Here is a 25,019-nt window from a genome sequence, read left to right as displayed (position 1 = left end):
AATAGTTAAATTCCTCTAACCTTTCATCGAAAACATGAATATAATATCAATCCTATCATACTATGAAGATAATCTCATTGAACACGGTGGTGAAAAGGATGCAACAAACCTTTTGCAGTACAGTATTATACGAACCGCTTTACCAGCATGAAATAAAGGTTCTTCCTTGTGAGTTAGAGCTGTTTCAATGCAAAACGTTGCGTCGATTAAAATTTTTAAGTCATTATGGAACGGCTTCATTATTCTCTCCAATTATGCATTCCCGCCTGGATCATACAATCGGTGTATGGTCAGTAATCTCACGGTTTTTCCCCGAGGATTTGGAATTGCGGCTTGCTGCATTGCTTCATGATATTGGTCATCTGCCATTTTCACATGCTGTTGAAAAAACGTTAGGGTTTAATCATCATACGAATACAGAAAAACTTATACTTGAAGGAGAAGCAGCAACAATCTTACAGAAGCATGGATTTGAACCGAAGAGAATCGTTGCTTTACTTAACACTGATACACCGCTTACAAGCAAAACAAAATTTTTAGGAGCCGATCATTTTGATAGCTTTTTACGAGACTCTTACCTGGCAGGGGATATGAGCCGAAAACCTTCAGACATTATTAATAGCATTCATTTCTCAGGAAATTATGTCGAAACAGATGTCGAAACAGGGCTTGTTATTATGGAAGCGATGGTGCATGATCATGTTGCTTTTTTAAATCCGCAGGCTATTGCAATTGATGGATTGCTGGCCAAAGCAGTTTCTGCGTATGCAAAATATCATGAAGTACAGCTTAGCTTTATTGAGGGGCTTACCAATTATGAGCTTATTCATCATTTGCAAACAAGTGAATGTGAACGAGTAAAGGAATTGATGAATATCATTTTATGGGAACCGCATCGTATTATTATTTCGGAGTATGCACAAGCAGATGCGATGAAAGTAGATGTAAAGAAAATTTACGATAAAGAAGTGCTCGTACTTGGAAAATCCATTACATTATTTAGCGAAGAGGCTGTGCATAAGCTTGAAAAAATACAGAATTTGATGAAAACATTTTATGTAACTTATAAAAGATAAGCCCTTCAGGTAAGGGTTTTTCTATGAAAATAGGACGAGCTTCTTTTATTCGCTATTAATATCGCTTTTGATCCAATATTGTAAGAAAGAGATGATTGATTTTGCTCCCATTAGTGGTAATAAAAGAGCCGACATTGATGGGGGATTACTTGATATATAAATAAGGAAGGTTGAAGAGAAATGTCTATGAAAGCAGATACTTCTATTGTGTTATTTGATGGAGAATGTAGTTTTTGTAATGGGGGTGTCAGATTTATTATTAAACGTGATAAGAAAGCGCGTTATCGTTTCGCTTCGTTGCAATCAAGAATGGGAAAAGAGCTGCTTAGCGCATATAAGGTACCTGAGAATATAGATTCTATTGTACTGCTTGAGGGGAATAGGTACTACACTCATTCTGAGGCAGCACTGCGAATTTGCAGGCACCTTGGTCTATGGAAAGCTTTTTATGGGGGGATTGTGGTGCCGCGGCTGCTGAGGGATATGCTGTATAAAGGATTTGCCAAGTATCGGTATAAAATGTTTGGTAAAACAGTTTGTATGATTCCCTCTAAAGAGGTAAGGGCGAGGTTTTTAGAAGAGTAAACAACAGTTTTAAGCTGTTGTTTTTTGTTTTTTCTTAATTTCGAGAGATTCTAACATAATATCTCTTTATATTATTTTTTATTTATAAATTGTTAGAAAAGTTAAAAAATTCGTTTTAAATTGTCAAACAAATGATATAATCAAGATGAGGGAATATTTGGAGGTAGGGGAGTGGAGCAAGTGAAGGATATTATCATTCAAGTCGCCATTATCATTTTGCCGTTCTTTTTTTATGAAACGATTCGCCTTAATCGTCATCATGCTACTGTGCCGAAGTCAAATCGTTATTTTGTGACGGTTCTATCTAATATCATACTGCTCTTTTGTATGGTTTACCCTATACATTTAGGAGAAGGGGGAGAATATGACTTTTATCAAATTCCCATTATGATTTCTTTTTTGTATGGGGGATATGGGATAGGGATAGTAACGGCGCTTGCTTCATTAGTATATTATGCATTTCTCAACGGGTTTGAGGATATATGGTTCCGTGCCTTTCATGTGATTATTTTATCAGTCATCCCGCTTGTAGTTTCGAAAAAGTGGTTTTCATATCCGAAAAATAAAAAAATTATGATAGCTTCTGCGCTAGCGTTTTGTTATGCACTCGTATACATCATTGCAAAGGGGCTTGTCATTGTAATGGGGGAAGGCTTTACACTGAGTACATCACAAATGTATTTCAATTTTACTGTTGCTTCTATTATCATGGCTATGACTATGATTTTTCAAATTTATATAACAGAATATTTATATGAAAACGCATTTTTACGTGTAGAAATGCATAAATCAGAAAAGTTGAATATCATAAGTGAACTGGCAGCCAGTGTAGCACATGAGGTTCGGAATCCATTGACGGTTGTGAGGGGCTTTATTCAGCTGTTAGAAGGAAGCGAGGAAGCAGGAAATAAAGAATATATGCGCTTAGTTTTAACAGAGCTTGATCGGGCGGAAGGAATTATCTCTGATTACTTGAACTTAGCCCGGCCACAAATTGAAGTGAAGCAGCACATCCATCTGTCTGCCCAGCTTTTTGAAGTTACGACCCTTATGTCCTCTTTTGCAGCGATGCAAGGCGTATATTTACAAACGGAAATGGAGGACTTTCTATATACAGTTGGAGATAAAGCAAAACTGAAACAAGCTATTATGAATATCGTCAAAAATGGGGTAGAAGCAATTCAGCAGAATAAAGGATATTTAAAGGTAACTGCTAAGCAAATAGCGGATGAAATTATTATTAAGGTCAAAGACAGCGGCGTTGGTATGACGAAAGAGCAAATAGATCGATTGGGACAGCCCTATTACTCTTTGAAAGAAAAAGGGACAGGTTTAGGACTTATGGTTACATTCAGTATTATACAAGCGCACAATGGCAAGCTTACATATAAAAGTGAAGTTGGGAAGGGAACAGAAGCCATTATTACCCTCCCTGCTGCAGAGCAGCCATAAGAAAAAGTTACCGATATACCGGTAACTTTTTCTTATGGCTGCTCTTAGAGTTTAATTTATTTGTTTAGTGAGAATCTGCTTTCTGTGGTTTTTCTCGTAAAAATAAGGATTTTAAACCTTTGAGGAGTGAATTTTCTCTTGCAGCAGCAATCATTTGCTTTGTTTCCTGCATTTCTCGTATCAGGCGCATAAGCTGTTCGTCGCGGCTGGCTTCTCTCCGTTTCACCGTATAAGCAAGCTCGCTCATTTTTTCTTCTTGACGTGCTCCTGTTTCAGATACATGGTGCATAAACTCATTCATCTTCAGTTCTTGTTTAAACTCTTTTTGTGATATATGATGCATGAGTTTATTGAGATTCTCTTCTTGCTTTACTTCTTTTTTCTGCATATGAACCATGAGGTCATGCAGTTTATTATCTTGACGCGATTCCTTTTTCTGAACATGTGTCATAAGCTCGCTTAATTTTTCTTCCTGTTTGGATTCTTTAATGTAAACATGGTGCAGCAAATCGTCCAGTTTTTCATCTTTTTGTCTGTTTTGTGATATTAATGTGGAGTTTTGGTGTATGATGGCTTCATTTAACTGTGCTAGATTGTCGAGCTTGTTCATGAACTCCTCAAACTTTTTATTCTGTTCTCGGATAGTGACGCTTACATCTTGAGTGTCAGCTGCAGCAAGTGGAGAAATAGCTTTGGACGATTTCGCTGATGTAAGGACAGGGGCAGGGGTTGGATGGTTCATTTCATGGACAAGATCGGCAATCACTTCGATAATATCCTTATCCAGTTCAGAAGCAGAATCATGAATTGTTTTTAAAAGCTTAATATCTTCTAACCTAAAAGCACGTTCTCCCGTCGCACTCTTTTCAATAGGATATCCATATTGCTCTAAAGTAGCACTATATTTACGAATGACATTTTTGGGAATTCCTGTTTTATTCTCAACATCTTTCGTTCTATATTTTGCTTCCATGATTAATCCCCCTCAAAATTTATCGTAATTACAATTTCCCTGTTTTCTTGTCATCTTCCTTTAAAAAATAATGTCGGATTGAAGAAAGTTTTCTACACGAATCGTTGATATGGTGAACATTGTGCTAAGAAATACATAGATAAGGCAGGGCTTATGTTGCAATTTGATATAGATTGGTAGGTTTTGTAGTGGAGATATAATACATTTGTGTAGTGAAGGTGAATGATTTGTGATAAATAGAAGGGAGCATTCAAACCAAAAGCTGACCAAGAATGGCCAGCTTTTGAAGTATGCTACAATGTAATAATAACTTTTGTTCCGTCATGAGAGTCAATATGCACTAGCTCTGTTCCTTTGAAATGTTGTAATGTCCGCACTAGTTCTTTGAATACAGTGGGATCTAAGCCTGCAAGAGTGGTTCTGTGCTGATTGTCTACGAGTTTTAAAACAGGACGTAGTACTAGACTAGATGTGGCTGCACGGAGAAGAAGGTATGGAACTGGAATGGAAAAAGGTATCTTTTTACCAGAGACAGTAACTTTAATTCGTATCATAGCCTTATTCAATCACAACGAAAACTTTGTCTTGTTCCGCGCTTGTAATGTCAATTATAGGCCCATCGATTTCATGCTCGATTGCTTGTAGAAGTAGATCTAAGTCTACATCCTTTAAATACTTCTCTGTTTCAGGTATTTTCAAAAAAGCTCCTTGTGCTGCCTTGATGGTTGCTTTGATTAATTTGATGGGAAGGTTAATAGCTACATTATCACCTTCATGGGAATGGACGCGTATGCGCAAGGTTTTATCCAGATAAGGCTTAGTTGATATTTCTGTCTCTTGCGGCTTGATAACTGTCAGAAGCTCAGAAGCCTTATCTGCATCAATTTTGCCTTCTTGCATCATGGTTAATACCTGCTTAATTTCTTCTTTCATATATACACACCCCTTATATCGTGTCTCGACACATTTATTTATATTTGTTATGATAAACATACAATATTGTTTTTGGACACTTTATCTACATAAAGTGTCTTTTTTTATTTTTTCTTCAGCATCTCAATTGCTTCATCTGCTGTAATCTCGCCTCGATCCAGCAAATCTAAAATATTTTTTTTCTTTGGTTCTTCTCTTTTCTTCGCTGTATCGTATCCCAGGGCCTCAATAATTTCCTCTAGTTTGTTTCTTACAGTTGGATATGAAATACTAAGTTCTCTTTCTACTTCTTTAATACTGCCACGGCACTTTAAAAACACTTCGATAAAATGGAGCTGTTCTTTCTCTAAATACATTAGCTTTGGTAATTCAAACTCATTTTCAATGACAGTTTTACAGCATTTGCAGTTTAATTGTGCGGCATATAGTTTTTCTTCACAAATAGGACATGAAGTTATAATAGGGTAACCCATTTTTCCCCTCCTTTCATTATAATTAATTATAAAACTCAAAAAAATGAATATCAACAATTAAATAATTAATTTCTTTAATTTTAATCTTAATAAATTTAATTTCATTGATAAACCTTAAAAGAAAGCCGGCTTCCATTAGGGCAGCCGGCTGTTAATTTGAATATTCTCTATTTCTGTACCTATTTCGGCTAAGCGTTCATTTAGAGCGTCGCTTCGTAAACGCGTAAGCCAATTGATTTCTGTTTGAGCGTGTTCCATCACTCCTGCTAAAATGTGCAGCTGAGAACGTGGGATGGTACCTATTTTTTTCTTATAAATCATTTGCATTAACTCGAGCAAGTGGGATGTTTCTTGTATTTTATCATGTAATATTGCAGCTAGCTTTTGTTGATTACCGGCTGTCGCAAATGCCAAACCAGCATAAATTGGTTTGGAAATGTGGTTTGGATCGCGGAATTGCTTTAGAAGAAGATCCTGAAACGCCTCTTCTCCTTTTTCTGTGATACGGTAAATTGTTTTGTCAGGGCGATTTGTATCCCGGACAATGTCAATCACTTCTATGCATTCTTTTTTTTCCAACTGCTCAAAGGCGTAGTATAGAGACCCTTTTGCCATTTTTATATAGTGGTTCATCCCGCGTTCATTGACGATTTGCTGTATTTCATACGGGTGTTTTTCCCCTTCCATCAAGAGACCAAGAATGACCAGTTTTATCATACGATCCCTCCTATTTAGCTTACTTGCTTTTTCTTGTTTTTTACAGGAATTGCAAGTCGTTCATTCCCCATGAGCAGGATACACACAACGGCCAATATTGCAGGAAGGAGCGCCCAAGCAAATATGCTGGAAATAGAATGTGCCAGTGCTTCTTTGATGCTCTGCAAAACGTCGGGAGGAATGTTTTTGTTTGCTTCTGAAGAAAGAAGAAAGCTAGTATCTCCGCCTTTTGGAGCTAAATTTGCCAATTCAGGAGGAAATACGGACTTTAGTTTATTTGTAAAGATACTATTTTGAATAGTACCGAAAATAGTGACGCCAAGTGTCATGCCTAGTGAACGTGAGAATGAGTTTGTAGATGTCGCAGACCCACGCGAGCGCATATCTAATCCATGAATGGAAGCCATGCTTAATACCGAGAATGAGAAACCGACGCCAAGACCAGCCAAAATCATGAATAGGGTAACCATAGCACGGCTTGTATCGACAGTCAGTGTACTTAATAAGTAAAAGCCTGTAACGAAAAATACTCCTGATAACAACATGATATTGCGGTAACTTGTGCGGGTAGCTAATTGTCCCCCTGTTTGGCTGCCGGCAACAGAACCAAGCATCATAGGTGTTAAAATAAGACCGGCATTAGATGCAGATCCGCCTAATACCCCTTGTACAAAAATCGGAATATATACCGTTGCAATGATAAACGTTGCACCATAAAACAATGCTACTCCTTGTGTGGCGGCAAATAAGCGGTTTTTAAACAAATGAAAGGAAATAACGGGTTCTTGTGCTTTTCGTTCAATCAAGAAGAAAGCAATTACCATTACACCAAAGATAGCAAAAAGGCTGATGATAACACCAGAATTCCATGCGTATTCTTTCCCGCCAAGCTCGAGAGCAAACATTAAGCTGACAATACCAATAATCAATGTGATAGCACCAGGCCAGTCGATTTGTTGTTTTTTATGCTGCAAGGATTCTTGGTAGTATTTCATGATGAAAAATAAGGATATCAGGCCTAACGGAAGGTTGATATAAAATACCCAGTGCCAGCTGATATATTCTGTAATATAGGCACCTAATAACGGACCGAAGACACTAGATGTACCAAAAACTGCTCCAAAAAGACCTGTCATTTTCCCTCGTTTTTCCGGTGGGAAAATATCGTACATAATGGTAAAGGCAATCGGCATCAATGCTCCGCCACCAATCCCTTGAATCGCACGATAAATACTTAATTGTTCAATACTCCCAGCGGTTCCGCATAACATGGAACCAATCAAAAATAAAAGCAATCCTCCAATGTAAAATCGCTTTCGTCCATACATATCAGATAACTTTCCGAAAATAGGCATTCCTGCCATTGTTGCAACCATATAAGCAGAGGTTACCCAAATAAATTTATCAAGTCCTCCTAAGTCACCGACAATTGTAGCCATTGCAGTGGCTACAATTGTATTGTCCATTGCGGCCATTAAAATACCCAGCAATAAACCAGCAACAACAAATTTTATATTGTTTTCTTTTGGATTCAAATGGTCCCCTTCTTTCTCTTTATGTAAGATATATCATTCATTATAGTCAAATTTGACCAGATAACAAGTACTTGCTTAGTATGACTTTTCTGTTAATACAAATCTGTTATGGCAGGATATTGGAGGAAGAAGACGAACTTATTATGAGAATAGAAGGAGGGCAGAATTATGCAATCGTATGCGCATTAAAAGAGAGAAATAAAATGCTTCTTTCAATTCCGAAAAAGGCCGGTCACATAAGATACATAATTACAATGTTTCCGTTGAAGTTTCAAAGAAAGATTAGTAAGGTGGGGCATACGTTGTATCCTATCGAGAAGACTTTGTGCTAGTAAAATCTCATCGGTAATTGTGATCTTCAAAAGTATGATGAAAAATAAGATGAAACTTCAAAATGCTTTCATATATTATATAAGAGCAATTTGAAAGGGAGGCTTAACATGTCAGAAGGACTGGAGAAGCAGGGTATTTTGTTGTCTGTTGACCAATGTAATATGAAAGGGCCAATGGTGGATTTGCTTGTCACAATTACTGCTGAATCTGCAACAAACATGATGTTAGAGATGAAGCTGCCAAAAGGCTTGCAGTTGGCAGCAGCCACCATTCTGCCTGTTGATATGAGTGAGAATGAATCTATATTTAGATGGACAGAATGGGCAGATGAACCTTTACAGCTGAAGATCTCTCTCTCGCAGACAGAGCAACTTGAAGGTGCTGTTTACTTTATTGCCTCTGGAAAAAACAACTGTAACGAACTGGTGAAAAAGGAGAAAGTATTTTATATACAAGAATCAGGTGAACCGTGCATTGTCACAAATATTTCCTTACGCAACTTGACGGTAGGCTCGCTTATAACAGAACGTCTTTCGTATGAACTGGGAGATATAGTTGAATGCTCTCTTTTTGTAAAAAACACCGGAGCGACTACTGCGATGCTTTTGTATGTAAATCATATGATTCGGGACTATTTAATTTACGTACCCAATTCGCTGCGTTTTGATAAAGGAGAGGGAAAAGTGTTATTTCAATTAGTGCGTTGGCATATTCAGTCATTGAAGAGCGGTGAAGAAGCTAGACTGTTTCTTCATTTCAAAATGAAAGATGGAAACATGAATCCCTCCGCACCGCTGCGAGCTACTTACACTTATCAGAACAATCGAGGGAGTATATTTGGTCCTTATCAATCTAATGAAGTTGTACTCGAAAAAAAATAATGAGATGTCCCCCTATTTGTAAGAAAAGAGGCTTAAATAAAGCCTCTTTTCTTACAAATAGGATAGTATCAAGTGTTAGGTAACGAACTTAGCTTTAATCTATAAAACACCTTTCCTAATATAAAAAAAGCCTTTTCTTAGGAAGAAATGCTTCGTTGAGGTGGTAAGGACAGCTATGTTCGCTTGTTATCTTAATCAAGGTTGTGCTTCTTCAAAAGCTCCTTTTGTTCTTTTCCTTTCTTTGTAACGTAGTTATTTTTATAGCCAAAGTATAAAATGAATAAAAAGGAAGCTACATTGGCGATAGCATCAATTTGATCATTGGTAATAAAGGAATGACCAAAGGATTCAAATAAAAGCTTGAGAGATAGTAAAAAACCTGTTACAAATCGAATGATATCTGAAAAATTACCCATTCAAATTTCACGCTCCTTTCATAATGCTTGTCCCTCTCTATATACATATGAGAAGTAAACAAAAAAGAAAACCTTTCTATTAATAAATAGGCTAAAGTGGAGGTACATTTTTATATCTTCTGTACATAGTAAAGTGGTTGCTATGACGAATCGGTTAAAATTTAGGTTACTAATGTTACAATTTCTTTAAAATTATTACAGGAAATACTTTAAAAAAATAAGAAATAGACATATAATGGAATATAGAAAAGACGTAAAATTAGAGTAACGACAAAAAAGTGTAGAGATTTGTCCTCTACACTTTTCATTTTTTAATTGAAAGGGTGGTATTATGAAAATTGCAGTACTGCATGGTAGTTCAAGAAACGAAGGGAATACAGAATATTTAGCTAATGTAATGACGAAAGGGCAGGAAGTTACAAATTTTTTGTTACGTAACCTTGAAATTCTTCCTATTAACGATAAGCGTCATGACAAAGAGGGCTTTCAGCCTATGCACGATACATATGAAACTATGATCAAACAGGTATTGGAGCACGATATCTTAGTGTTTGCCACACCAATTTATTGGTACGGTATGTCAGGAGTGATGAAGGATTTTGTAGATCGCTGGTCTCAAAGTCTGCGTGATGCGGATATTCAATTTAAAGAGCGAATGAGTCAAAAAAAAGCCTTTGTCATCCTTGTAGGCGGGGATAAGCCTAAGATAAAAGGATTACCTCTTATTTTACAATTTCAAAATATTTTTGACTTTGTCGGCATATCATTTGAGGGGTATATTATTGGAGAAGGAAATCAGCCTGGGGATATATTGAAGGATGAGCAAGCTATTGCGGCGGCAAAACAAATGAACCGCATACTTTCATTGTAACCTTTTCGTAACACTTCCATAATTGAATGTATTTTATACTAGATTAGTAATACAGGGATGGGGAAAGGAAATGATAGAATGATTCAAAGACGCGTTCGGCGGCGATTTAAACGCCCTGTGAAAAGAACCCTGTTGCTTGTAGCAGCGGCTGGGATATGTATTGGGAGCTTTCTTTTTGCTCGAGCGCTTCTATCTCCTGCAAAAGCAATTTCGGATCAAGTGAATACAGTTCATATAGTGAGCGGCCAAAAGATGGCAGGTGCAACAAAAGAACTACCGAAAGAATATAATGGAAAAGTACGAAAATTAGTGTATCTGACATTTGATGATGGACCGAACCCCTATACAGAGCAGTTGTTGAATATATTAAAACAGAACAATATCAAGGCAACGTTCTTTATGATTGGTGCAAATGTGCCGGGGTATGAAGAAAGTGTAAAAAGGTTGGTCAGAGAAGGGCATTACCCTGGTTTGCACAGCATGTCGCACAAGTATGCCCATTTGTATACAAACGGGCAGATTGTAAAAGAAATGATGGAAGAGCAAAAAATCATAAAGAATATTACCGGCGCAACTCCTCATCTAACACGATGCCCATATGGAAGCATGCCTGGTTTGAATCAAGGGTTGCGAGACCAAATGAGTGCTGCAGGTTTTAAAGAATGGGATTGGACGATTGATTCATTGGATTGGAAACTGCCAGGGCAACCAAATGCAATAATTAACAATATAAATACTCATGTAAGGCGTAATATTGAAGTGATTTTACTCCATGAAAAAGAGCAAACTGTCCAAGCGCTGCCTAGGATTATTCAATCACTAGTTCACAGAGGGTATGAGTTCGAAGTCTATAATGAAGATGCTCATTTTATGATGAATTTTTGGCATGATGCCCGTTTATAGGGGAGGGATTCCATTTGAAAGGTGTCAAACTAGCTGCCATTGCATTAACAATAACCCTGTTAAGTGGATGCTTTGGCCCAAAACAGGAAGAAGAAGTGTATACAGTATTTGAAAATGCGGCAAAACAAGAGGCGAGTTTGTATCAAGAAGCTGCGGAGCTAGAAAAGCTGGAAGTAAAAAATCAAGAGCTGTATTCAAAAATTTTGAAGGATGGAAAGCAAAATAACGAAGCAGTTCAAGCTACTATAGAAGAGGCTTTACAAGAGGTTTCAGAGCGGGAGTCGATTTTACAGAAGGAAGAAACGCTGCTGCAAGCCGCCCAAGAAAAGATGACAGATGCAAAGCTATATATCGATAAAATAGAGAACAGCGAACTTAACAAAAGAGCACAAAAGACAGAGGAATTGTATCGAGAGCGCTTTGAGGTATTTAAAGAAATGCACAAAGTATATAAAACAGCGCTGCAATCAGAGAAAGAATTGTATACGATGCTGAAGGAGAAAACTCAAAAGCTTAAGGAAGTGAACGATAAAGTAGTAGCCGTGAATAAGAACTATGTCAAAGTAAGTGAATGGAATACAAAGTTTAACGATGTAACGGCAAAGTATAATAATGAGAAGCTGAGTTTTTACAAGCAGGCTGGCTTTAAGGTGAAAAAGAAGACATCATAAAAGACCACTCAATTGCCGTTGAGTGGTCTTTTGCTGTAAGATGTGTTAGATCTAAAAAATCAAGCTTGCATAGCGTAGTGTTATAAACGAAGAGAGCCAACCTATTTCAAAGTGTTAAGGAGGTTTCCAATATTATTTTTTACTACTGAAATAGTTCTTTCCGAGCCAAGGGAATTGTGGCTTTTTCATTTGATGTTCTTGGGTGAACGCTTCTTTACCAACATAATTTTGCAACAGCTTTTTTGCCAAAGAAAGCGACATATTGGTTTTGGGATTTCGGTATGTCTGGCTTAATTCACCAAGATGAGGAAGTGTTTTGAAGTCTTCTTTAGAAGGCGGAATATGGAAAAAATAGTCACCTGCACGTACGAGAACATCAGATTGCTGCTGACTGAACTTTGGATTTCTCGAAAAATGAAGCCCTTCCTTCTGCGCCTTCTTCTCAAAAATGAGCTTTTCAAGCGCTTTCTTTTTAAGCCAATATAAAAACTTTGGGTCCGGAGCTGCTTTTGCATGACGGTTAACGACAAACACAGCCTGTGATAATTCTGAAATAGTGGGTTCTTTTCCATGATGAGAACGCTCCATTGTTTCACCCCTTTCTATTCTCCACTATTATAATGGATTTTCTACAATTTTCAATGAGTCCCTCTTTTTCTGATAAAAGAATATGGATTATAATGGATAGTAACACTTGAAAAAAGGATGAAGCAAACATTGAAACAACAATACGGCATTATCGATATTGGATCTAACACTATGCGCCTCGTTATATATGAAAAACGGAGCAGTGGTATGTACCGGGAGTTAGAAAATACGAAAATTTCAGCTAGATTACGAAATTACTTATCAAATGACGATGTTTTAACAGGAGAGGGCATCAATTTATTATTGCAAACGCTACAGCAATTTCAAATCAGCACACGCTATCATAAATTGCAGCATGTTATTTGTACCGCAACGGCGACGGTCCGTCAAGCTGCAAATCAACAGGAAATTAAACGTTTAGTGGCGGCTTATACTGATTTTGAGCTCCGTATTTTATCAGAATACGAAGAGGCATATTACGGCTATATGGCGGTAATGAACTCTACGCCTTTTTCTGAAGGAATTACCGTTGATATTGGTGGAGGAAGTACCGAAGTTACATACTTTAAAAACCGTGAACTACAAAATTATCACAGCTTTCCTTTCGGAGCATTATCACTAAAACAGCAATTCATTCAGCATGATATGCCGACATCCGAAGAACTAGAAAACCTTGTGTTATTTTTACAAACACAATTTCAAACGCTGCCGTGGCTGAAAGGGAAAAAGCTCCCGCTTATTGCAATTGGCGGCAGTGCCCGGAATATGGTGAAGGTACACCAAAATCTTGTGTCATATCCAATATATGGTCTTCATTTATATGAAATGAATGAGAATGATATACCATATGTTAAGCAGCAGATTACATCCCTTCCTTTTGTGGAGCTTCAAAAACTTGAAGGGTTGGCGAAAGACCGTGCGGATACTATTATCCCCGCAATTCAAGTATTTCAAACGTTAACGGAAATCACTAAGGCATCTTCTTTTATTTTAAGTGGTAAAGGGCTGCGTGAAGGAGTGTTTTATGAAGAATTAATTAAGTCTTTTGGACTTCCTTATTATCCAAATGTCATTGAGGAAAGCTTTTATTTGCTTGCCCGCGAGTATGAGATGGACATGAACCATGCTATCGCGCTTATGAAAATCTCATCTATTCTTTGTCAGGGACTGCAGATGTGTGAAATAGCAGCATTTACTCCTGAAGATAGAATGTATATGAGATGGGGGGCAAAGGTCTTCCATATCGGCAATTATATTGATTCTGAATCAAGCAGCCAGCATACCTTTTATTTACTGGCGAATAAAACGATCGACGGTATGATGCATAAGGAACGTGTGAAGCTTGCCCTAATGGCTTCTTATAAATCAAAGCTCTTATTTAGGCAATACAGCAAGCCGTTTGAGGCATGGTTTACAAAAGAAGAACAACGACATATTCGTCTTATGGGTTCCATTTTGCAGTTTGCGTCCTCTTTAAATACAACAAACCGCAATATAATTGAAGACATTACGGTTGTGAGAAATGAAGATAAGCTGTTGTTTTATATAGTTTGCAATGATAATGCAATGCCGGAAAGAATACAAGCGGAGAAACAAAAGAAAGCGTTGGAGAAAGTACTGAAGTGCACCATTGAGTTATATTTTCATCGTAAGCAGTCATGAAGTCTGCACCCATTTACATAAACTTTACAAATAGTAAACACGGGGTTAAAACTTGCTCCTGCTTTATTTGTTATGATAAGAACGGATGAAGAAGTTATAGTATTATAACAATAATGTTGGTGAAGGGGAATGGAATAGTTATGAATACAACTCAGATCGATTCTGTTAATTTTAATGACACAGCATACTATAACAATCGTGAACTTAGCTGGCTTGCGTTTAACGAACGTGTACTTCGTGAAGCGCTAGATGAACGTAATCCGTTATTGGAGCGATTAAAGTTTATTAGTATCTTTAGTTCGAATTTAGATGAATTTTTTATGGTTCGGGTAGCGGGTTTGCAGGATCAAGTAAGAGCGGGATTCAATCAGCCTGAAAATAAAGCAGGCCTGACACCGAAACAGCAGTTGAACAAGATTTCAGAGAAGACTCATGAATTAGTCCGCCTGCAATACAGCGCCTTTCAATCTATGTTGATTCCTAAGCTGAAGGAGGAAGGGATTTATCCGATTTCTTTTGATGAATTAACACCGGAACAGCTAAGTTTTATTGAGGAATACTTCGATGAACAAATCTTTCCTGTTCTAACCCCAGTTGCTGTTGATGCGTATCGCCCGTTTCCGATGCTGCTTAATAAAAGTCTCAATTTGGCAGTGATGCTGTATGACGATGAAGAAGAACTTGAAGAGAACCGAACGAAGCTTGGCATTGTGCAGGTACCGTCGGTGCTGGAGCGCTTTATTTTCTTGCCGGGGGAGGAAGAGCGTAAGTTTGTTTTTTTAGAGGATGTTATCAGCAGTTTTGTTCATAAAATGTTTACTGGCTACGATGTTTTATCTGTTACGAGGTTTCGGATTACGCGCAATGCAGATTTAACTATTCATGAAGAAGGTGCGCGGGATTTATTGAAAGTAATCGAGAAAGAACTGCAAAAAAGAAAGAGGGGTGCAGCTGTCCGTTTGGAAGTTGCCAAACAAGGGATGGATGAACGGGTGTTAGATTCTTTACATACAGCTCTTGAGATTCATGAAAAGGATGTATATGAAATTGATGGACCAGTCGATTTGACATTTTCCTTTGCTCTTTATAAAGAGTTATCCAAAACGCATGAACATTTAGTTTTTCCTGCCCTCATTCCGCAGCCCCCAAGGGATATACGTTCGGATGAAAATTTGTTTGAGAAAGCTTTGGAGCAGGACATTCTTTTGCATCATCCATTTGAGTCCTTTCAGCCCGTAATTGACTTTGTGGCGGAAGCAGCCAAGGATCCTGATGTACTGGCTATTAAGCAGACTTTATATCGAGTGAGCGGTGATTCCCCAGTCATTTCTGCTTTAAAAAAAGCTGCGGAAAATGGCAAGCAGGTTACTGTGCTTGTAGAACTGAAAGCGCGGTTTGATGAGGAAAATAATGTGCAGTGGGCAAAAGAGCTGGAGCAAGCAGGCTGTCATGTTATTTATGGAATGAGTCATTTGAAAACTCATAGTAAAATCACGCTGGTTGTTCGCAGGATAAACGGAAAAATTCAACGCTTTGTTCATCTTGGCACAGGGAACTATAATGATGCGACGGCGAAACTGTATACAGATTTAGGCTATATCACAACGAGAAAAGATATTGGCATTGATGCTACAAACTTCTTTAACTATTTAACAGGATATACAGAAATACCGAATTATCATCAATTGTCAGTTGCGCCTTTTGATATACGAGCCTGTTTTATTAAGCTTATTAATGAGGAGATTTGTTATCATAAACAATATAGGAATGGTTATATTATAGCCAAAATGAACTCATTAACAGACAAATCTTTAATCCAGAAGCTTTATGAAGCTTCGCGAGCCGGGGTAAAGGTGGATTTAATCGTACGAGGAACATGCTGCTTAAGACCTGGCATTCCCGGTGTAAGCGAAAATATACGGGTGATTAGTTTAGTAGGCCGTTATTTGGAGCATAGTCGTATCTTTTACTTCAGGCATAACGGACAACATAAGGTGTTTTTATCTTCTGCTGATTGGATGACGCGCAATATGGAGAAAAGAGTGGAAATTTCATTCCCGATTGTAGAAGATGATATGAAGCACCGTATTATGAATATATTAGAACTGACTTTGTCTGACAATGTAAAAGCACGAGAACAAGACAATACCGGTGAGTACCATTATGTAATTCGAAAAGAGGATGAACAGGAGATTGACAGCCAAACTGAACTTTTTTCTATGGCTTATCGTATTTCTGATGATGAAGAATAAAAGTGAAATGTATCCCCATCCGGTAACTATGTTGGATGGGGATATTATTGTAATTATCGGTCTAAACATACTTGAAAATCAGGGGATATACAGAGGTTTTTTATTAATAATAAAAAATTCAGAATGGTATGATACAATGATGGGAGGATGTCCAAAAGGGGGAAAAAAGGTGACACTTGAGATACGCAATTTAAAAAAATCATTTGGTTCCAATACAGTCGTTGATAACTTACAGCTTTCGTTACACAAGGGAGATGTACTTGGCTTATTGGGACGAAATGGAGCCGGCAAAACGACGACTATTAAAATGATACTCGGATTGCTTACGCAAGATAACGGAGACATTCTATGGAACGGTAAACCAATGAATCGTGAGGAAGTTTCTATAGGGTATTTACCGGAAGAGCGGGGATTGTATGTGAAAACAAAAGTCGTAGATCAGCTTCGTTATTTTGCTGAACTCGAAGGAATGACCCGGAAAGAAGCGAATGCTGCAATAGATGATTGGCTCAATAAGCTAGAAATTCCCCAATATAAACATAAAAAAGCAAGTGAATTGTCAAAAGGAAATCAGCAAAAAATTCAATTGATTGCTACTCTCATTCACAATCCGGAACTAATTATTTTGGATGAGCCGTTTAGCGGATTGGACCCGGTTAATGCAAGCATGCTGGCATCTATTATCGAGGAACAGATTCAAGAAGGAAAAACGGTTATTTTTTCTAGTCACCGCATGGAGCAGGTGGAATCCTTTTGTAAGCATATTATTATGTTGAATAAAGGAAAAACAGTCCTTAGTGGAAATTTGCAGGAAATTAAGGAGCATTACGGTTACCGTAATTTAACGATTCCTTTTCATAGTGAAGCAAAGAGATGGCTGGATGAAAAAGGGATATATTTTGAAGCAACGTTAAAAGACTTGGTAGTAAAGGTGAACAAGGAAGAGGAAGCAATGTCTCTTCTAGCAGACTTACAAAATAACGGTATTTCTCTTCGGTATTTTAAGTTGTTAGAGCCGACATTACATGAAATCTTTGTCGAAAGGGCGAGATAAATGAATAAGTTAAGAATCGTTTTTCTGTTTCATTTAAAAGAGGGCTTCCGATCGAAAGCAGTCATTATTACAGCTGCGATTTTGTTTGTTGGAATTTTGGGTATTCTTGGCTTTGGGCAAGTGACAAAAGAGGACCAAAAAGAGAGTACAGTAGCGATTATCTCTACTTCTCAGAAGTATTCTATTGAAGAAAACGAGCTTGCTCTTGATAATGTGAAGGTCATCCAAAAAGACAAACAACATTTACTCACTTTAAAGAAACAGGTGGAGAAGGGGGAATTGGACGGAATTATTCAAGTTGAGGAACAAGAATCTAAGCCGCTTCTTACATATACTTATAAAACATTTCCTAACAATGAGCTTTTGGCTGTTATCTCACAGTATGTTCAGCAAAAATACTTAAATACTACAATCATCGAAAATGACATTCGGCCTGAAACGGCAGTGAAGCTGTTAACACCGGTTGAAGTCAAACGAGATATACTGCAGGATTCAATGAAAACCGCAGGAATTGTCTATGTGTTTGTGTTTCTTATTTATATGCTGATTGTTATTTTCGGGCAGAGTATCGCTACCACGGTAGCCGCGGAAAAATCATCACGTGTTATGGAAATCATCATACCGAAAGTACGGCCTGTTTATATGATGTACGGCAAAATTTTTTCCATGCTGATAATAGGATTGTTTCAAATTATTATCATTGCTGCTGCATATGGACTCGGTTACTTGCTTGGCTGGATTGATAAGGATAACTTAAAATTGTTTGGTATGTTAGTGGACTTGAGTCAGTTAACGCCTGCGGTGATGCTTGCTTTTGTACTGTACTTCGTGTTGGGATATATAGTATATGCCATGCTGTATGCTGCTGTTGGGTCCGTGGTAAGCAGAACAGAAGATATTTCCGCAGTTTCTATGCCTGTTACCGGTTTTATTATTGCAGCGTTATTTATTGGAATCAAATCCATGACTGATCCCAATAGCACTTTAGTTATAGTGAGTTCCTATATTCCCTTGTTTTCTCCAATCATTACGTTTTCCCGCATTGTTGCCGGGGAAGCTGGATTAGGGGAGATTATAATTACGACGGTACTATTAGTTGGAACAATTATAGTATTGAATAAATTCACGAGCCGCATCTACATAAATGGCGTTATGAATTACCGAGAAAAAGTGAACTGGAAGGATTTTATTCATTTTGTAAACAAGCAATGAAGAAAGAGGAGAGAACGTCAATCTCTCCTCTTTCTTCATTATAGTTTTCTATTTTGCCATTTTAGTAATAGTAAGGAGAACCGCCGAATGGTGCGCCGCCGAATGGTGCCCCGCCATATGGACCGCATGGATATGGACCGCATGGGGCAGGTTGATATGGATAGAATGGTCTTGGTCCAAATATTAGTGCGCCGCCGAGTAAGCCTAGTGCGCCGCCTGCTAAAAACGGGAGTCCCAAAAAGGGAAAGAAGCGCGTTCCCGGAGGACCTGCAACTGGCGGTTGAGAACGAAAATCAACCGGCTGAAATTGAGGATACATACTTTAACCTCCTTAGTAGAATTCATTCTATTGTATGGAAAAAGAAGGAGATGAGAGCAAGTACCGGTCGTGAAAAATGTAGAAAATGGGCGAATAAAAAAAGGCCGGAGCGTGTCTCGGCCTGAATAAACTTTTATTTACTTTGCTACCAGTGTAAAAACCGTAAGCTCCGGGCGCGCTAAAAATCGAAAAGGAACTCGGGTTGTGCCGATTCCTCGATTGACATAGACGAGAAGTTCGTGTCCGCTGGAGCTGTTTACTTTGTAAAATCCTTCAACATATTTTTCTGCAAGCGGAGGAGTAATGATTGGACCGACAAAAGGTATTTGTACTTGTCCCCCATGACTGTGGCCGGAAAGCTGCAAATTGACAGCAGAGTCGGCAACCATGTGTGCCATATCAGGTTCATGTATAAGAGCAATCGTGTACAGATTTGGGTCAGCCTGTTGAATTGTTTCCTTAATTTTGGGATTGCCCAGCATTAAGTCATCGATACCTAAGACGCCAATTTGGCTGCCGTCTACGAGTTTAATAATTTTACTGCTGTTTATAAGAATTTCGTAGCCGGCTGCACTCATAATTTGTTCATAAATTTCAGTTCCGTACCCTCCGTGGTCATGATTTCCATATATTGCGAATTTACCAAGAGGAGCATTAACCCGTCGTAATACTGGTGCAATTTCATTTGTACGTGAATACGTACGTTGGTCATCCATTAAGTCTCCTGTGAAAAATACCAAATCCGGCTTTTGCTCGTTAATTTTTTCTATCAATACCTCTAGCTGTTCTAATGTGTAATTATAGCCTAAATGCAGATCACTGAATTGAACGATCTTTGCTCCATTAAACCCTCTTGGGATAAGTGGAGAGGAGATAGTATGGTATGCAGTTGTGAGCAGCCTTGGTTCAATGTATCGCGCGTAGTAATATCCTAAGCCGGATGTAAGAACAGAATAAAACATCAACCGAATCCCATTTTTTAAAAAATTTCTCCTGTTTAATTTTTTCATCCACATCTACCTTTTAGGGTCACTATTTAATCTTGCTAAAGACTGAAATTACTAATGTTTATATTCTCAAGAAACCGTAAAAATCCTTTTGCTAATTATCGCTTTATTATAGCATGTAAATAAAAAACGGAATGAACTCTAATTTTTCAGAAAATTTTTAAAAATATTAACAATTATCTTTAAAATAATGGTAAAATGAATAGGTATTCATTTTTAGAGGGGGAACAGATGATGAAAGGTAAAGTAGCAATTGTTACAGGCGGTTCAAGTGGAATGGGAAAAGCTATGGCGGCCCGCTTTGCAAAAGAAGGAGCATATGTAGTTATTACGGGGCGTACAGTAGAAAAGCTTGAAGAAGCGAAGCAGGAGATTGAGCAATTTGAAAACCAAGTGTTGACGGTACAGATGGATGTAAGACAGCCTGAACATGTCCAGCATATGATAAATACTATTGACAAAGCTTTCGGTCGTATTGATTATTTAGTGAACAACGCTGCCGGCAATTTTATCTGCCCTGCAGAGGAACTCTCAGTAAATGGTTGGAACGCAGTCATTAATATTGTGCTGAATGGAACATTTTACTGCAGTTCAGCAGTCGGTAAGTACTGGATCGAAAAAGGAATAAAAGGAAGTATTATAAATATGGTTGCGACATATGCATGGGATGCAGGACCGGGGGTTATTCATTCTGCTTCTGCTAAAGCAGGGGTACTGGCAATGACCCGTACGTTGGCTGTAGAATGGGGCAGGAAGTATGGCATTCGTGTCAATGCAATCGCGCCAGGCCCTATTGAAAGGACAGGTGGAGCTGGTAAATTGTGGATATCAGAAGAGGCAGCTAAGCATACGTTAGACAGTGTGCCGCTTGGAAGACTCGGAACTCCGGAAGAAATAGCAGGTTTGGCGCATTATTTGCTGTCTGATGAAGCGGCTTACATAAATGGTGCATGTATGACAATGGATGGAGGACAATCGCTGCATCAATATCCATTTTAAAATAATAGCGGTCATTTATTATAGCTCGGCACAACACTCTCTTTATCGGAGAAAGCTTGTAGTTGTTGATATGAAATGTCTTTTTTTCATAAAAGATTGCTGATTTTTCTTCCTAATATATATAGCCCCTTTTTCGATTTGTGAAGGGGCTATTTTGTTTTGTATAAAAAAACGACAAGGAAAGTCGGAACATTTTTGAATATAGGTACTTGCAAGGTTCTTGCATTTCCATGATATAATTTGTGACAACGGATAATGAAGAGGTGAGAAGATGGTAGATGCCTTAGATGTGATGACGAACCTCGATCGTGTAGTCCCGTACTATCAAGCTGTTTTTAGTGCAGATGAGCATACGATTATCGGCTATGAGGTTGTCGGACGGATAAAAACAGAAGAAGGCGTTGCGAGTCTCGGTCCTTTTTTTCAAGATAACTCAGTCCCCGATGAGTATCGACTAGAAGTGGATAATCTTATATTAGAAAAAGCACTGCAACGAATGTTAGAAACGAATCAATCATTTCTTTTGTTTGTGCATAGGGATGCTAATATGCTCATGAACGATGGAAATGAAGCATTTTTAACACTTCTTTTAGACTATCAGAAGAAAGGATTGAAACTTGAGCAAATTGTGCTGGAAATAACAGAGCAAGACTTTCAAGGCAATATTAATCATTTAAATCATTTGCTTGTGTATCATCGTACATATGGAATCCAGCTAGCGATTAACAGAATTGGAAAAGGTGCAAGCAACTTAGAGCGCATTGGATTGTTGGCCCCTGATATTTTGAAAGTAGATTTAAAAAACCTGCGTCAAACAACACTTATGCACTCTTATCAAGATGTATTATATTCAATTTCGTTACTGGCGCGTCGTATTGGAGCAACGCTGCTGTATGAAGATATCGATGCCTTTTATCAATTGCAATATGCATGGCGTAATGGGGGAAGGTATTACCAAGGGGATTATTTGTGGGAGTCGGTTTCTCACTTGCTAGAGCCTGATGTTCTCAAAGAGCGTTTGCGGAAGGAGTGCCGTCAATTTATTGCCTATGAAAAAGGGAAGCTGCAAAGCATTTATATGCTGACAGAAGAATTGCGCAGCAAGCTTTCTCTCTTTGCGGCAAAATATAAAAAGCATGAAGATTTAAATAAATTTCTCCTCTCAATTAAAAGTGAGTTTTCACATATGAGCTTTCGGATGTATATTTGTGACGAAGATGGTTTTCAGCAATCTGCTAACCTTGTGAAAAGGAATGGAGATTGGGACATGGAGCCTCAATATTTGATGAAGAACTGGAGCTGGCGTCCTTATTTTCTGGAAAATATTATGCAAATGCGCTTTGAAAAGAAAGGAAGGCTCTCTGACTTATATGCAGACATTGAAACAGGGGATATAATCCGTACCTTTTCGTTTCCCTTAGATGAGTCATATTACCTGTTTATTGACTTATCTTATGAATTTTTATATGAACAAGACGGTCTTCTTTAAGGTGTGTTTTACGAGAAATAGATCTGTCTTGTTTCGCTGTGTTGGAACAAAACGCACGAACACTTTTATTACAGTGTTCGTGCATTTTTTGTTTGTTTCGTTCATAAATTGGAAATAGTGATACAGGATGCTGTCTATCGCTGTATTTATTTTACGAAAGAAACTTTTACCGTGCTGGTTCTATGCTTGTTACAATAGTGATAATTGGACAAGCTGGTACAAAAGCATGAAGGAGGCGCAGGAATGAAGAAAAGGTCGGTTGTTCTCGTCTTATTATGTGCAGTACTGTTAATTGCATACCAAGGTATTTCCCTTGCTCAAAGCGAAGCGATTTTTAAGAAGAGCGCCGTGTATGAAACAATCAGAAAAGGTTATGAAGAGCAAGCATCTATTCGAAATAAAAACCTCTCCATGGATACAATGTACAGTAAGCTTTCTCCATATTTTGTCGATACATTTCTTCAAGTGTTCACAGATGAAAACTCCGGTGTCAATAAAGGCTATTTATTCTCTAAAAAAGCGCCATTTTCTTTTGATGGTAAAACGAAAATCGCTTACGATAAACAATATGATTTACTTTACGTATATGAGCGTGTGAAAGGAAAATATGAAGTAATCACTATGCAGAAAGACCAAGGTAGTTGGGAAATGGCAGGATATTATAAAAGTGAAAAGCTGCTTCCAGAAATTCAAAAATTGCAAAAATAAACGAAAAAACAGTATATCATTTTGAAACAAATGCAACTATTTTCGCAGAAAAAAGACTTCCATTGGAAAGTCTTTTTTTAGTCTGCAAAAACCAGCTTTTGTTTACTGTATCATTTTAGAAAAGACGCAGAACAAAAGAGGCATGCTTTAAAGTTCGCATTTAGAGATCTAACAGCCGTTCAAGCTCTTTAATATCGAATCCTGCCACGACATGCCCATCTATAACAACTGTAGGTGTAGAAAACGAATTAAATTCATTGGTCAATCGATGGAATGCTGCAGGATCCTTTTTTATATTATATTCATTAAACGCAATGTGATAATGATGTAAAAATTCTTTAACGATTTGACAAGGGGGACAATCAGGCTGTGTATATACATCTACTTCTTTTTTCATATATGTTCTCCTTATTTAGTAAATAAAACCTGCTTTTCATTATAAAGGGATAATGCAAGGGCGGCAATATTAAGAAGTATTTTATGTACAGGAGGTATGTTGATGATAGGAGTAGGAAAAAATCAATTGTATCTGCCTATCTTGGCATCTTTTGATAAAAATAGTCATTTTTTGTTGTGTTTCTTGCTATTGTCCATTATTCTAATTAATGGACAATAGCTTTTAAAGAATGATGGATAAAAACATTATTATATTGCAAAAGCTATTGATAGTCATTACAGGTGAAAGGAGAGAATTTAATGTCTCTGCTCCAAGGAATTTTAACACGTCTTGTCAGCTTAAAAGAACAAGCAACAAACGGTGAGGTTGCTCAACGTTATTTCGAAGTAAATGGTGAAAGAAAATGTAGCGTAAAATACTTTGATAAAAGCGATATGTACGAACTTGAGGTATATCAGCCAGGTGAAAAACCACAATCGTTTCAATTTGACAACATAGATATGGTTGCTATTGAAATTTATGATATGATTTCGTAGGATACATAAAGAAAAACTTAACTAGAGCTTCTTATGTGCACTGACTGGCTAAGCAATGCTCCAAAGTATTTCTTATGTGGTACGAAAGTATACTGTATCGTATTTACAATTTATATTTGTACCCAAAAAGCACTCTCCTTTGAGAGTGCTTTTTGTATGTTTTTACGGCAAGAATAAAAAATAACGAAAGGAAGGGGGGATTTGATGCATACACCTCAAGTAGTTTGTCCGAACTGTGGACAACAGGCAGAGCTTGAAGAAGTGCTGACTGCACAGTCTAATCAAAATGTGATCTATACTTGTCCATCTTGCAGTTATATTATGCGTAATATTATAACAAGTAAAGGATAAAAACAGCTCGCTCATACAGTCGCAAAAAAAGTGACATATTTTGCAAATTACTTTAATAAGATGAGAATAAGCAACCGCAACGGGCACTAAAAAGAAAGGATGTGGCTGTATGAGGGACTTTTATAATTTATCTGAAGCACATATGGATTTTGAGACAGTGTTATCGCATATTTGTAATTTTATGAGAGCGGATCCTGTGAATACATACCGTTTGTCGATTGGAACGGATTCTCAAGCACATCAAAATTACACGAGATTTATTAGTGCCATTCATTTGCATCGTGTTGGAAAAGGCGCATGGGGATGCTTGCGTAATAAAACAATACTTAGACAGATGGAAAGTCTTCGTGAAAAAATATACTTAGAAACGTATTATAGTCAAGAAATTGCCTGTTTATTTACTCCTGACCACCTCAGTACTATGGCCGAGATTTTATATCCCTATCAAAAGGAAGGTGCGAGATTTTTGATGGAAATTCATCTTGATATTGGTCATTATGGATTGACAAAGGAATTGATTTCGGACATGACTTCACGTATTACAGGTATGGGGCTTACGGCAAAAATCAAACCAGACTCGTATGCAGCCTTCAGTTATGCAAATCGATATACTAAATAAAAAAATT

Annotated in this window: 28 protein-coding genes; 17 read left to right on the top strand and 11 right to left on the bottom strand. The window is 37.7% G+C overall.

What is annotated here, in order from left to right; genetic code table 11:
- Positions 1-98 precede the first annotated feature (98 nt).
- The 3 genes from J7Q84_RS11775 (at position 99) to J7Q84_RS11765 (ending at position 3,113) form a co-directional block, all read left to right on the top strand.
- Positions 99-1,076 (top strand): HD domain-containing protein, encoded by a 978-nt coding sequence (locus J7Q84_RS11775; protein WP_209094748.1) that lies wholly within the window; start codon positions 99-101, stop codon positions 1,074-1,076.
- A gap of 186 nt (positions 1,077-1,262) precedes the next feature.
- The gene (locus J7Q84_RS11770; protein WP_209094747.1) at positions 1,263-1,661 is read left to right on the top strand and encodes a thiol-disulfide oxidoreductase DCC family protein; all 399 of its coding nucleotides are present in this window, start codon (positions 1,263-1,265) and stop codon (positions 1,659-1,661) included.
- 171 nt (positions 1,662-1,832) lie between these two features.
- Positions 1,833-3,113, top strand: coding sequence for an ATP-binding protein (locus J7Q84_RS11765; RefSeq protein ID WP_209094746.1), 1,281 nt, complete (start codon positions 1,833-1,835; stop codon positions 3,111-3,113).
- A gap of 64 nt (positions 3,114-3,177) precedes the next feature.
- On the opposite strand, the gene J7Q84_RS11760 is transcribed toward J7Q84_RS11765, so the two are convergent.
- The 6 genes from J7Q84_RS11760 to J7Q84_RS11735 all read right to left on the bottom strand — a co-directional run bounded on the left by J7Q84_RS11760 (position 3,178) and on the right by J7Q84_RS11735 (position 7,744).
- Entirely contained in the window at positions 3,178-4,086 is a 909-nt protein-coding gene (locus J7Q84_RS11760) for a DUF3967 domain-containing protein (RefSeq protein ID WP_209094745.1), read from the bottom strand.
- Positions 4,087-4,379: 293 nt separating this feature from the next.
- Positions 4,380-4,640 carry a hypothetical protein gene (locus tag J7Q84_RS11755; protein ID WP_209094744.1) on the bottom strand — a complete coding sequence of 87 codons (261 nt, stop codon included), beginning with the start codon at positions 4,638-4,640 and terminating at the stop codon, positions 4,380-4,382.
- A gap of 4 nt (positions 4,641-4,644) precedes the next feature.
- A complete protein-coding gene (locus J7Q84_RS11750; protein ID WP_209094743.1) occupies positions 4,645-5,019 on the bottom strand; it encodes a hypothetical protein in 375 nt (124 codons plus the stop codon).
- Positions 5,020-5,123: 104 nt separating this feature from the next.
- Positions 5,124-5,492, bottom strand: a complete 369-nt coding sequence (locus J7Q84_RS11745) for a DUF2089 domain-containing protein (RefSeq protein ID WP_209094742.1) — start codon at positions 5,490-5,492, stop codon at positions 5,124-5,126.
- Positions 5,493-5,627: 135 nt separating this feature from the next.
- Positions 5,628-6,209, bottom strand: coding sequence for a PadR family transcriptional regulator (locus J7Q84_RS11740; protein WP_209094741.1), 582 nt, complete (start codon positions 6,207-6,209; stop codon positions 5,628-5,630).
- Positions 6,210-6,223: 14 nt separating this feature from the next.
- Positions 6,224-7,744 (bottom strand): MDR family MFS transporter, encoded by a 1,521-nt coding sequence (locus J7Q84_RS11735; RefSeq protein ID WP_247739211.1) that lies wholly within the window; start codon positions 7,742-7,744, stop codon positions 6,224-6,226.
- A 440-nt stretch (positions 7,745-8,184) separates the two neighbouring features.
- Here J7Q84_RS11735 and J7Q84_RS11730 point away from each other — a divergent pair, with 440 nt between their 5' ends.
- Positions 8,185-8,958, top strand: coding sequence for a hypothetical protein (locus J7Q84_RS11730; protein WP_209094740.1), 774 nt, complete (start codon positions 8,185-8,187; stop codon positions 8,956-8,958).
- A gap of 191 nt (positions 8,959-9,149) precedes the next feature.
- On the opposite strand, the gene J7Q84_RS11725 is transcribed toward J7Q84_RS11730, so the two are convergent.
- Positions 9,150-9,374: an SPP1 phage holin family protein gene (locus tag J7Q84_RS11725; RefSeq protein ID WP_209094739.1), complete on the bottom strand. Its 225-nt coding sequence runs from the start codon at positions 9,372-9,374 to the stop codon at positions 9,150-9,152.
- 337 nt (positions 9,375-9,711) lie between these two features.
- Here J7Q84_RS11725 and J7Q84_RS11720 point away from each other — a divergent pair, with 337 nt between their 5' ends.
- The 3 genes from J7Q84_RS11720 to J7Q84_RS11710 all read left to right on the top strand — a co-directional run bounded on the left by J7Q84_RS11720 (position 9,712) and on the right by J7Q84_RS11710 (position 11,819).
- Positions 9,712-10,245 carry a flavodoxin family protein gene (locus J7Q84_RS11720; protein ID WP_209094791.1) on the top strand — a complete coding sequence of 178 codons (534 nt, stop codon included), beginning with the start codon at positions 9,712-9,714 and terminating at the stop codon, positions 10,243-10,245.
- A 78-nt stretch (positions 10,246-10,323) separates the two neighbouring features.
- Positions 10,324-11,148: a polysaccharide deacetylase family protein gene (locus J7Q84_RS11715; RefSeq protein WP_209094738.1), complete on the top strand. Its 825-nt coding sequence runs from the start codon at positions 10,324-10,326 to the stop codon at positions 11,146-11,148.
- 14 nt (positions 11,149-11,162) lie between these two features.
- Positions 11,163-11,819: a YkyA family protein gene (locus J7Q84_RS11710; protein WP_209094737.1), complete on the top strand. Its 657-nt coding sequence runs from the start codon at positions 11,163-11,165 to the stop codon at positions 11,817-11,819.
- A 132-nt stretch (positions 11,820-11,951) separates the two neighbouring features.
- Here J7Q84_RS11710 and J7Q84_RS11705 read toward each other — a convergent pair whose 3' ends face one another.
- The gene (locus J7Q84_RS11705) at positions 11,952-12,407 is read right to left on the bottom strand and encodes a YkyB family protein (RefSeq protein WP_209094736.1); all 456 of its coding nucleotides are present in this window, start codon (positions 12,405-12,407) and stop codon (positions 11,952-11,954) included.
- A 117-nt stretch (positions 12,408-12,524) separates the two neighbouring features.
- Here J7Q84_RS11705 and J7Q84_RS11700 point away from each other — a divergent pair, with 117 nt between their 5' ends.
- From J7Q84_RS11700 to J7Q84_RS11685, 4 genes are all read left to right on the top strand, one after another.
- Positions 12,525-14,069 (top strand): Ppx/GppA family phosphatase, encoded by a 1,545-nt coding sequence (locus tag J7Q84_RS11700; RefSeq protein WP_209094735.1) that lies wholly within the window; start codon positions 12,525-12,527, stop codon positions 14,067-14,069.
- 140 nt (positions 14,070-14,209) lie between these two features.
- Complete coding sequence (locus J7Q84_RS11695; RefSeq protein ID WP_209094734.1) at positions 14,210-16,321, top strand: RNA degradosome polyphosphate kinase; 2,112 nt, start codon at positions 14,210-14,212, stop codon at positions 16,319-16,321.
- Positions 16,322-16,490: 169 nt separating this feature from the next.
- Positions 16,491-17,375 (top strand): ABC transporter ATP-binding protein, encoded by an 885-nt coding sequence (locus J7Q84_RS11690; RefSeq protein ID WP_209094733.1) that lies wholly within the window; start codon positions 16,491-16,493, stop codon positions 17,373-17,375.
- Positions 17,376-18,587: an ABC transporter permease gene (locus tag J7Q84_RS11685; protein ID WP_209094732.1), complete on the top strand. Its 1,212-nt coding sequence runs from the start codon at positions 17,376-17,378 to the stop codon at positions 18,585-18,587.
- 61 nt (positions 18,588-18,648) lie between these two features.
- Here the strand turns inward: J7Q84_RS11685 and J7Q84_RS11680 are convergent, their stop codons facing one another.
- The gene (locus tag J7Q84_RS11680) at positions 18,649-18,906 is read right to left on the bottom strand and encodes a hypothetical protein (RefSeq protein WP_209094731.1); all 258 of its coding nucleotides are present in this window, start codon (positions 18,904-18,906) and stop codon (positions 18,649-18,651) included.
- A 137-nt stretch (positions 18,907-19,043) separates the two neighbouring features.
- Positions 19,044-19,916, bottom strand: a complete 873-nt coding sequence (locus tag J7Q84_RS11675) for a metallophosphoesterase (protein ID WP_209094730.1) — start codon at positions 19,914-19,916, stop codon at positions 19,044-19,046.
- Positions 19,917-20,147: 231 nt separating this feature from the next.
- Here J7Q84_RS11675 and fadH point away from each other — a divergent pair, with 231 nt between their 5' ends.
- The 3 genes from fadH (at position 20,148) to J7Q84_RS11660 (ending at position 23,109) form a co-directional block, all read left to right on the top strand.
- Entirely contained in the window at positions 20,148-20,912 is a 765-nt protein-coding gene (gene fadH, locus J7Q84_RS11670) for a 2,4-dienoyl-CoA reductase (protein WP_209094790.1), read from the top strand.
- A 271-nt stretch (positions 20,913-21,183) separates the two neighbouring features.
- Entirely contained in the window at positions 21,184-22,401 is a 1,218-nt protein-coding gene (locus tag J7Q84_RS11665; protein ID WP_209094729.1) for an EAL-associated domain-containing protein, read from the top strand.
- Positions 22,402-22,644: 243 nt separating this feature from the next.
- The gene (locus J7Q84_RS11660) at positions 22,645-23,109 is read left to right on the top strand and encodes a DUF3993 domain-containing protein (RefSeq protein WP_209094728.1); all 465 of its coding nucleotides are present in this window, start codon (positions 22,645-22,647) and stop codon (positions 23,107-23,109) included.
- A gap of 160 nt (positions 23,110-23,269) precedes the next feature.
- Here the strand turns inward: J7Q84_RS11660 and J7Q84_RS11655 are convergent, their stop codons facing one another.
- Positions 23,270-23,506, bottom strand: coding sequence for a glutaredoxin domain-containing protein (locus J7Q84_RS11655; protein ID WP_209094727.1), 237 nt, complete (start codon positions 23,504-23,506; stop codon positions 23,270-23,272).
- A gap of 299 nt (positions 23,507-23,805) precedes the next feature.
- On the opposite strand from J7Q84_RS11655, the gene J7Q84_RS11650 reads away from it, so the two are divergent.
- The 3 genes from J7Q84_RS11650 to J7Q84_RS11640 all read left to right on the top strand — a co-directional run bounded on the left by J7Q84_RS11650 (position 23,806) and on the right by J7Q84_RS11640 (position 25,012).
- Positions 23,806-24,042 (top strand): YkuJ family protein, encoded by a 237-nt coding sequence (locus J7Q84_RS11650; RefSeq protein ID WP_209094726.1) that lies wholly within the window; start codon positions 23,806-23,808, stop codon positions 24,040-24,042.
- Between the two features lie 204 nt (positions 24,043-24,246).
- A complete protein-coding gene (locus tag J7Q84_RS11645; protein ID WP_209094794.1) occupies positions 24,247-24,393 on the top strand; it encodes a hypothetical protein in 147 nt (48 codons plus the stop codon).
- A 109-nt stretch (positions 24,394-24,502) separates the two neighbouring features.
- On the top strand, positions 24,503-25,012 hold the full coding sequence (locus J7Q84_RS11640) for a ribonuclease H-like YkuK family protein (RefSeq protein WP_209094725.1): 510 nt from the start codon (positions 24,503-24,505) through the stop codon (positions 25,010-25,012).
- Positions 25,013-25,019 lie beyond the last annotated feature (7 nt).

It is taken from the genome of Bacillus sp. 165 (genome assembly GCF_017742235.1).
Classification (GTDB): Bacteria; Bacillota; Bacilli; order Bacillales; family Bacillaceae_G; genus JAGHKQ01.
The sequence above is the reverse complement of the archived record's forward strand: the minus strand, read 5'-3'. Positions and strand labels throughout refer to the sequence as shown.

Excerpts from the sequence above, each read along its gene's own strand:
- J7Q84_RS11775 (WP_209094748.1), top strand. The coding sequence starts at position 99 with ATGCAACAAACCTTTTGCAGTACAGTATTATACGAACCGCTTTACCAG.
- J7Q84_RS11770 (WP_209094747.1), top strand. The coding sequence starts at position 1,263 with ATGAAAGCAGATACTTCTATTGTGTTATTTGATGGAGAATGTAGTTTT.
- J7Q84_RS11760 (WP_209094745.1), bottom strand. The coding sequence starts at position 4,086 with ATGGAAGCAAAATATAGAACGAAAGATGTTGAGAATAAAACAGGAATT.
- J7Q84_RS11755 (WP_209094744.1), bottom strand. The coding sequence starts at position 4,640 with ATGATACGAATTAAAGTTACTGTCTCTGGTAAAAAGATACCTTTTTCC.
- J7Q84_RS11750 (WP_209094743.1), bottom strand. The coding sequence starts at position 5,019 with ATGAAAGAAGAAATTAAGCAGGTATTAACCATGATGCAAGAAGGCAAA.
- J7Q84_RS11745 (WP_209094742.1), bottom strand. The coding sequence starts at position 5,492 with ATGGGTTACCCTATTATAACTTCATGTCCTATTTGTGAAGAAAAACTA.
- J7Q84_RS11740 (WP_209094741.1), bottom strand. The coding sequence starts at position 6,209 with ATGATAAAACTGGTCATTCTTGGTCTCTTGATGGAAGGGGAAAAACAC.
- J7Q84_RS11730 (WP_209094740.1), top strand. The coding sequence starts at position 8,185 with ATGTCAGAAGGACTGGAGAAGCAGGGTATTTTGTTGTCTGTTGACCAA.
- J7Q84_RS11725 (WP_209094739.1), bottom strand. The coding sequence starts at position 9,374 with ATGGGTAATTTTTCAGATATCATTCGATTTGTAACAGGTTTTTTACTA.
- J7Q84_RS11715 (WP_209094738.1), top strand. The coding sequence starts at position 10,324 with ATGATTCAAAGACGCGTTCGGCGGCGATTTAAACGCCCTGTGAAAAGA.
- J7Q84_RS11705 (WP_209094736.1), bottom strand. The coding sequence starts at position 12,407 with ATGGAGCGTTCTCATCATGGAAAAGAACCCACTATTTCAGAATTATCA.
- J7Q84_RS11700 (WP_209094735.1), top strand. The coding sequence starts at position 12,525 with ATGAAGCAAACATTGAAACAACAATACGGCATTATCGATATTGGATCT.
- J7Q84_RS11695 (WP_209094734.1), top strand. The coding sequence starts at position 14,210 with ATGAATACAACTCAGATCGATTCTGTTAATTTTAATGACACAGCATAC.
- J7Q84_RS11685 (WP_209094732.1), top strand. The coding sequence starts at position 17,376 with ATGAATAAGTTAAGAATCGTTTTTCTGTTTCATTTAAAAGAGGGCTTC.
- J7Q84_RS11680 (WP_209094731.1), bottom strand. The coding sequence starts at position 18,906 with ATGTATCCTCAATTTCAGCCGGTTGATTTTCGTTCTCAACCGCCAGTT.
- J7Q84_RS11675 (WP_209094730.1), bottom strand. The coding sequence starts at position 19,916 with ATGAAAAAATTAAACAGGAGAAATTTTTTAAAAAATGGGATTCGGTTG.
- fadH (WP_209094790.1), top strand. The coding sequence starts at position 20,148 with ATGAAAGGTAAAGTAGCAATTGTTACAGGCGGTTCAAGTGGAATGGGA.
- J7Q84_RS11665 (WP_209094729.1), top strand. The coding sequence starts at position 21,184 with ATGGTAGATGCCTTAGATGTGATGACGAACCTCGATCGTGTAGTCCCG.
- J7Q84_RS11660 (WP_209094728.1), top strand. The coding sequence starts at position 22,645 with ATGAAGAAAAGGTCGGTTGTTCTCGTCTTATTATGTGCAGTACTGTTA.
- J7Q84_RS11655 (WP_209094727.1), bottom strand. The coding sequence starts at position 23,506 with ATGAAAAAAGAAGTAGATGTATATACACAGCCTGATTGTCCCCCTTGT.
- J7Q84_RS11650 (WP_209094726.1), top strand. The coding sequence starts at position 23,806 with ATGTCTCTGCTCCAAGGAATTTTAACACGTCTTGTCAGCTTAAAAGAA.
- J7Q84_RS11645 (WP_209094794.1), top strand. The coding sequence starts at position 24,247 with ATGCATACACCTCAAGTAGTTTGTCCGAACTGTGGACAACAGGCAGAG.
- J7Q84_RS11640 (WP_209094725.1), top strand. The coding sequence starts at position 24,503 with ATGAGGGACTTTTATAATTTATCTGAAGCACATATGGATTTTGAGACA.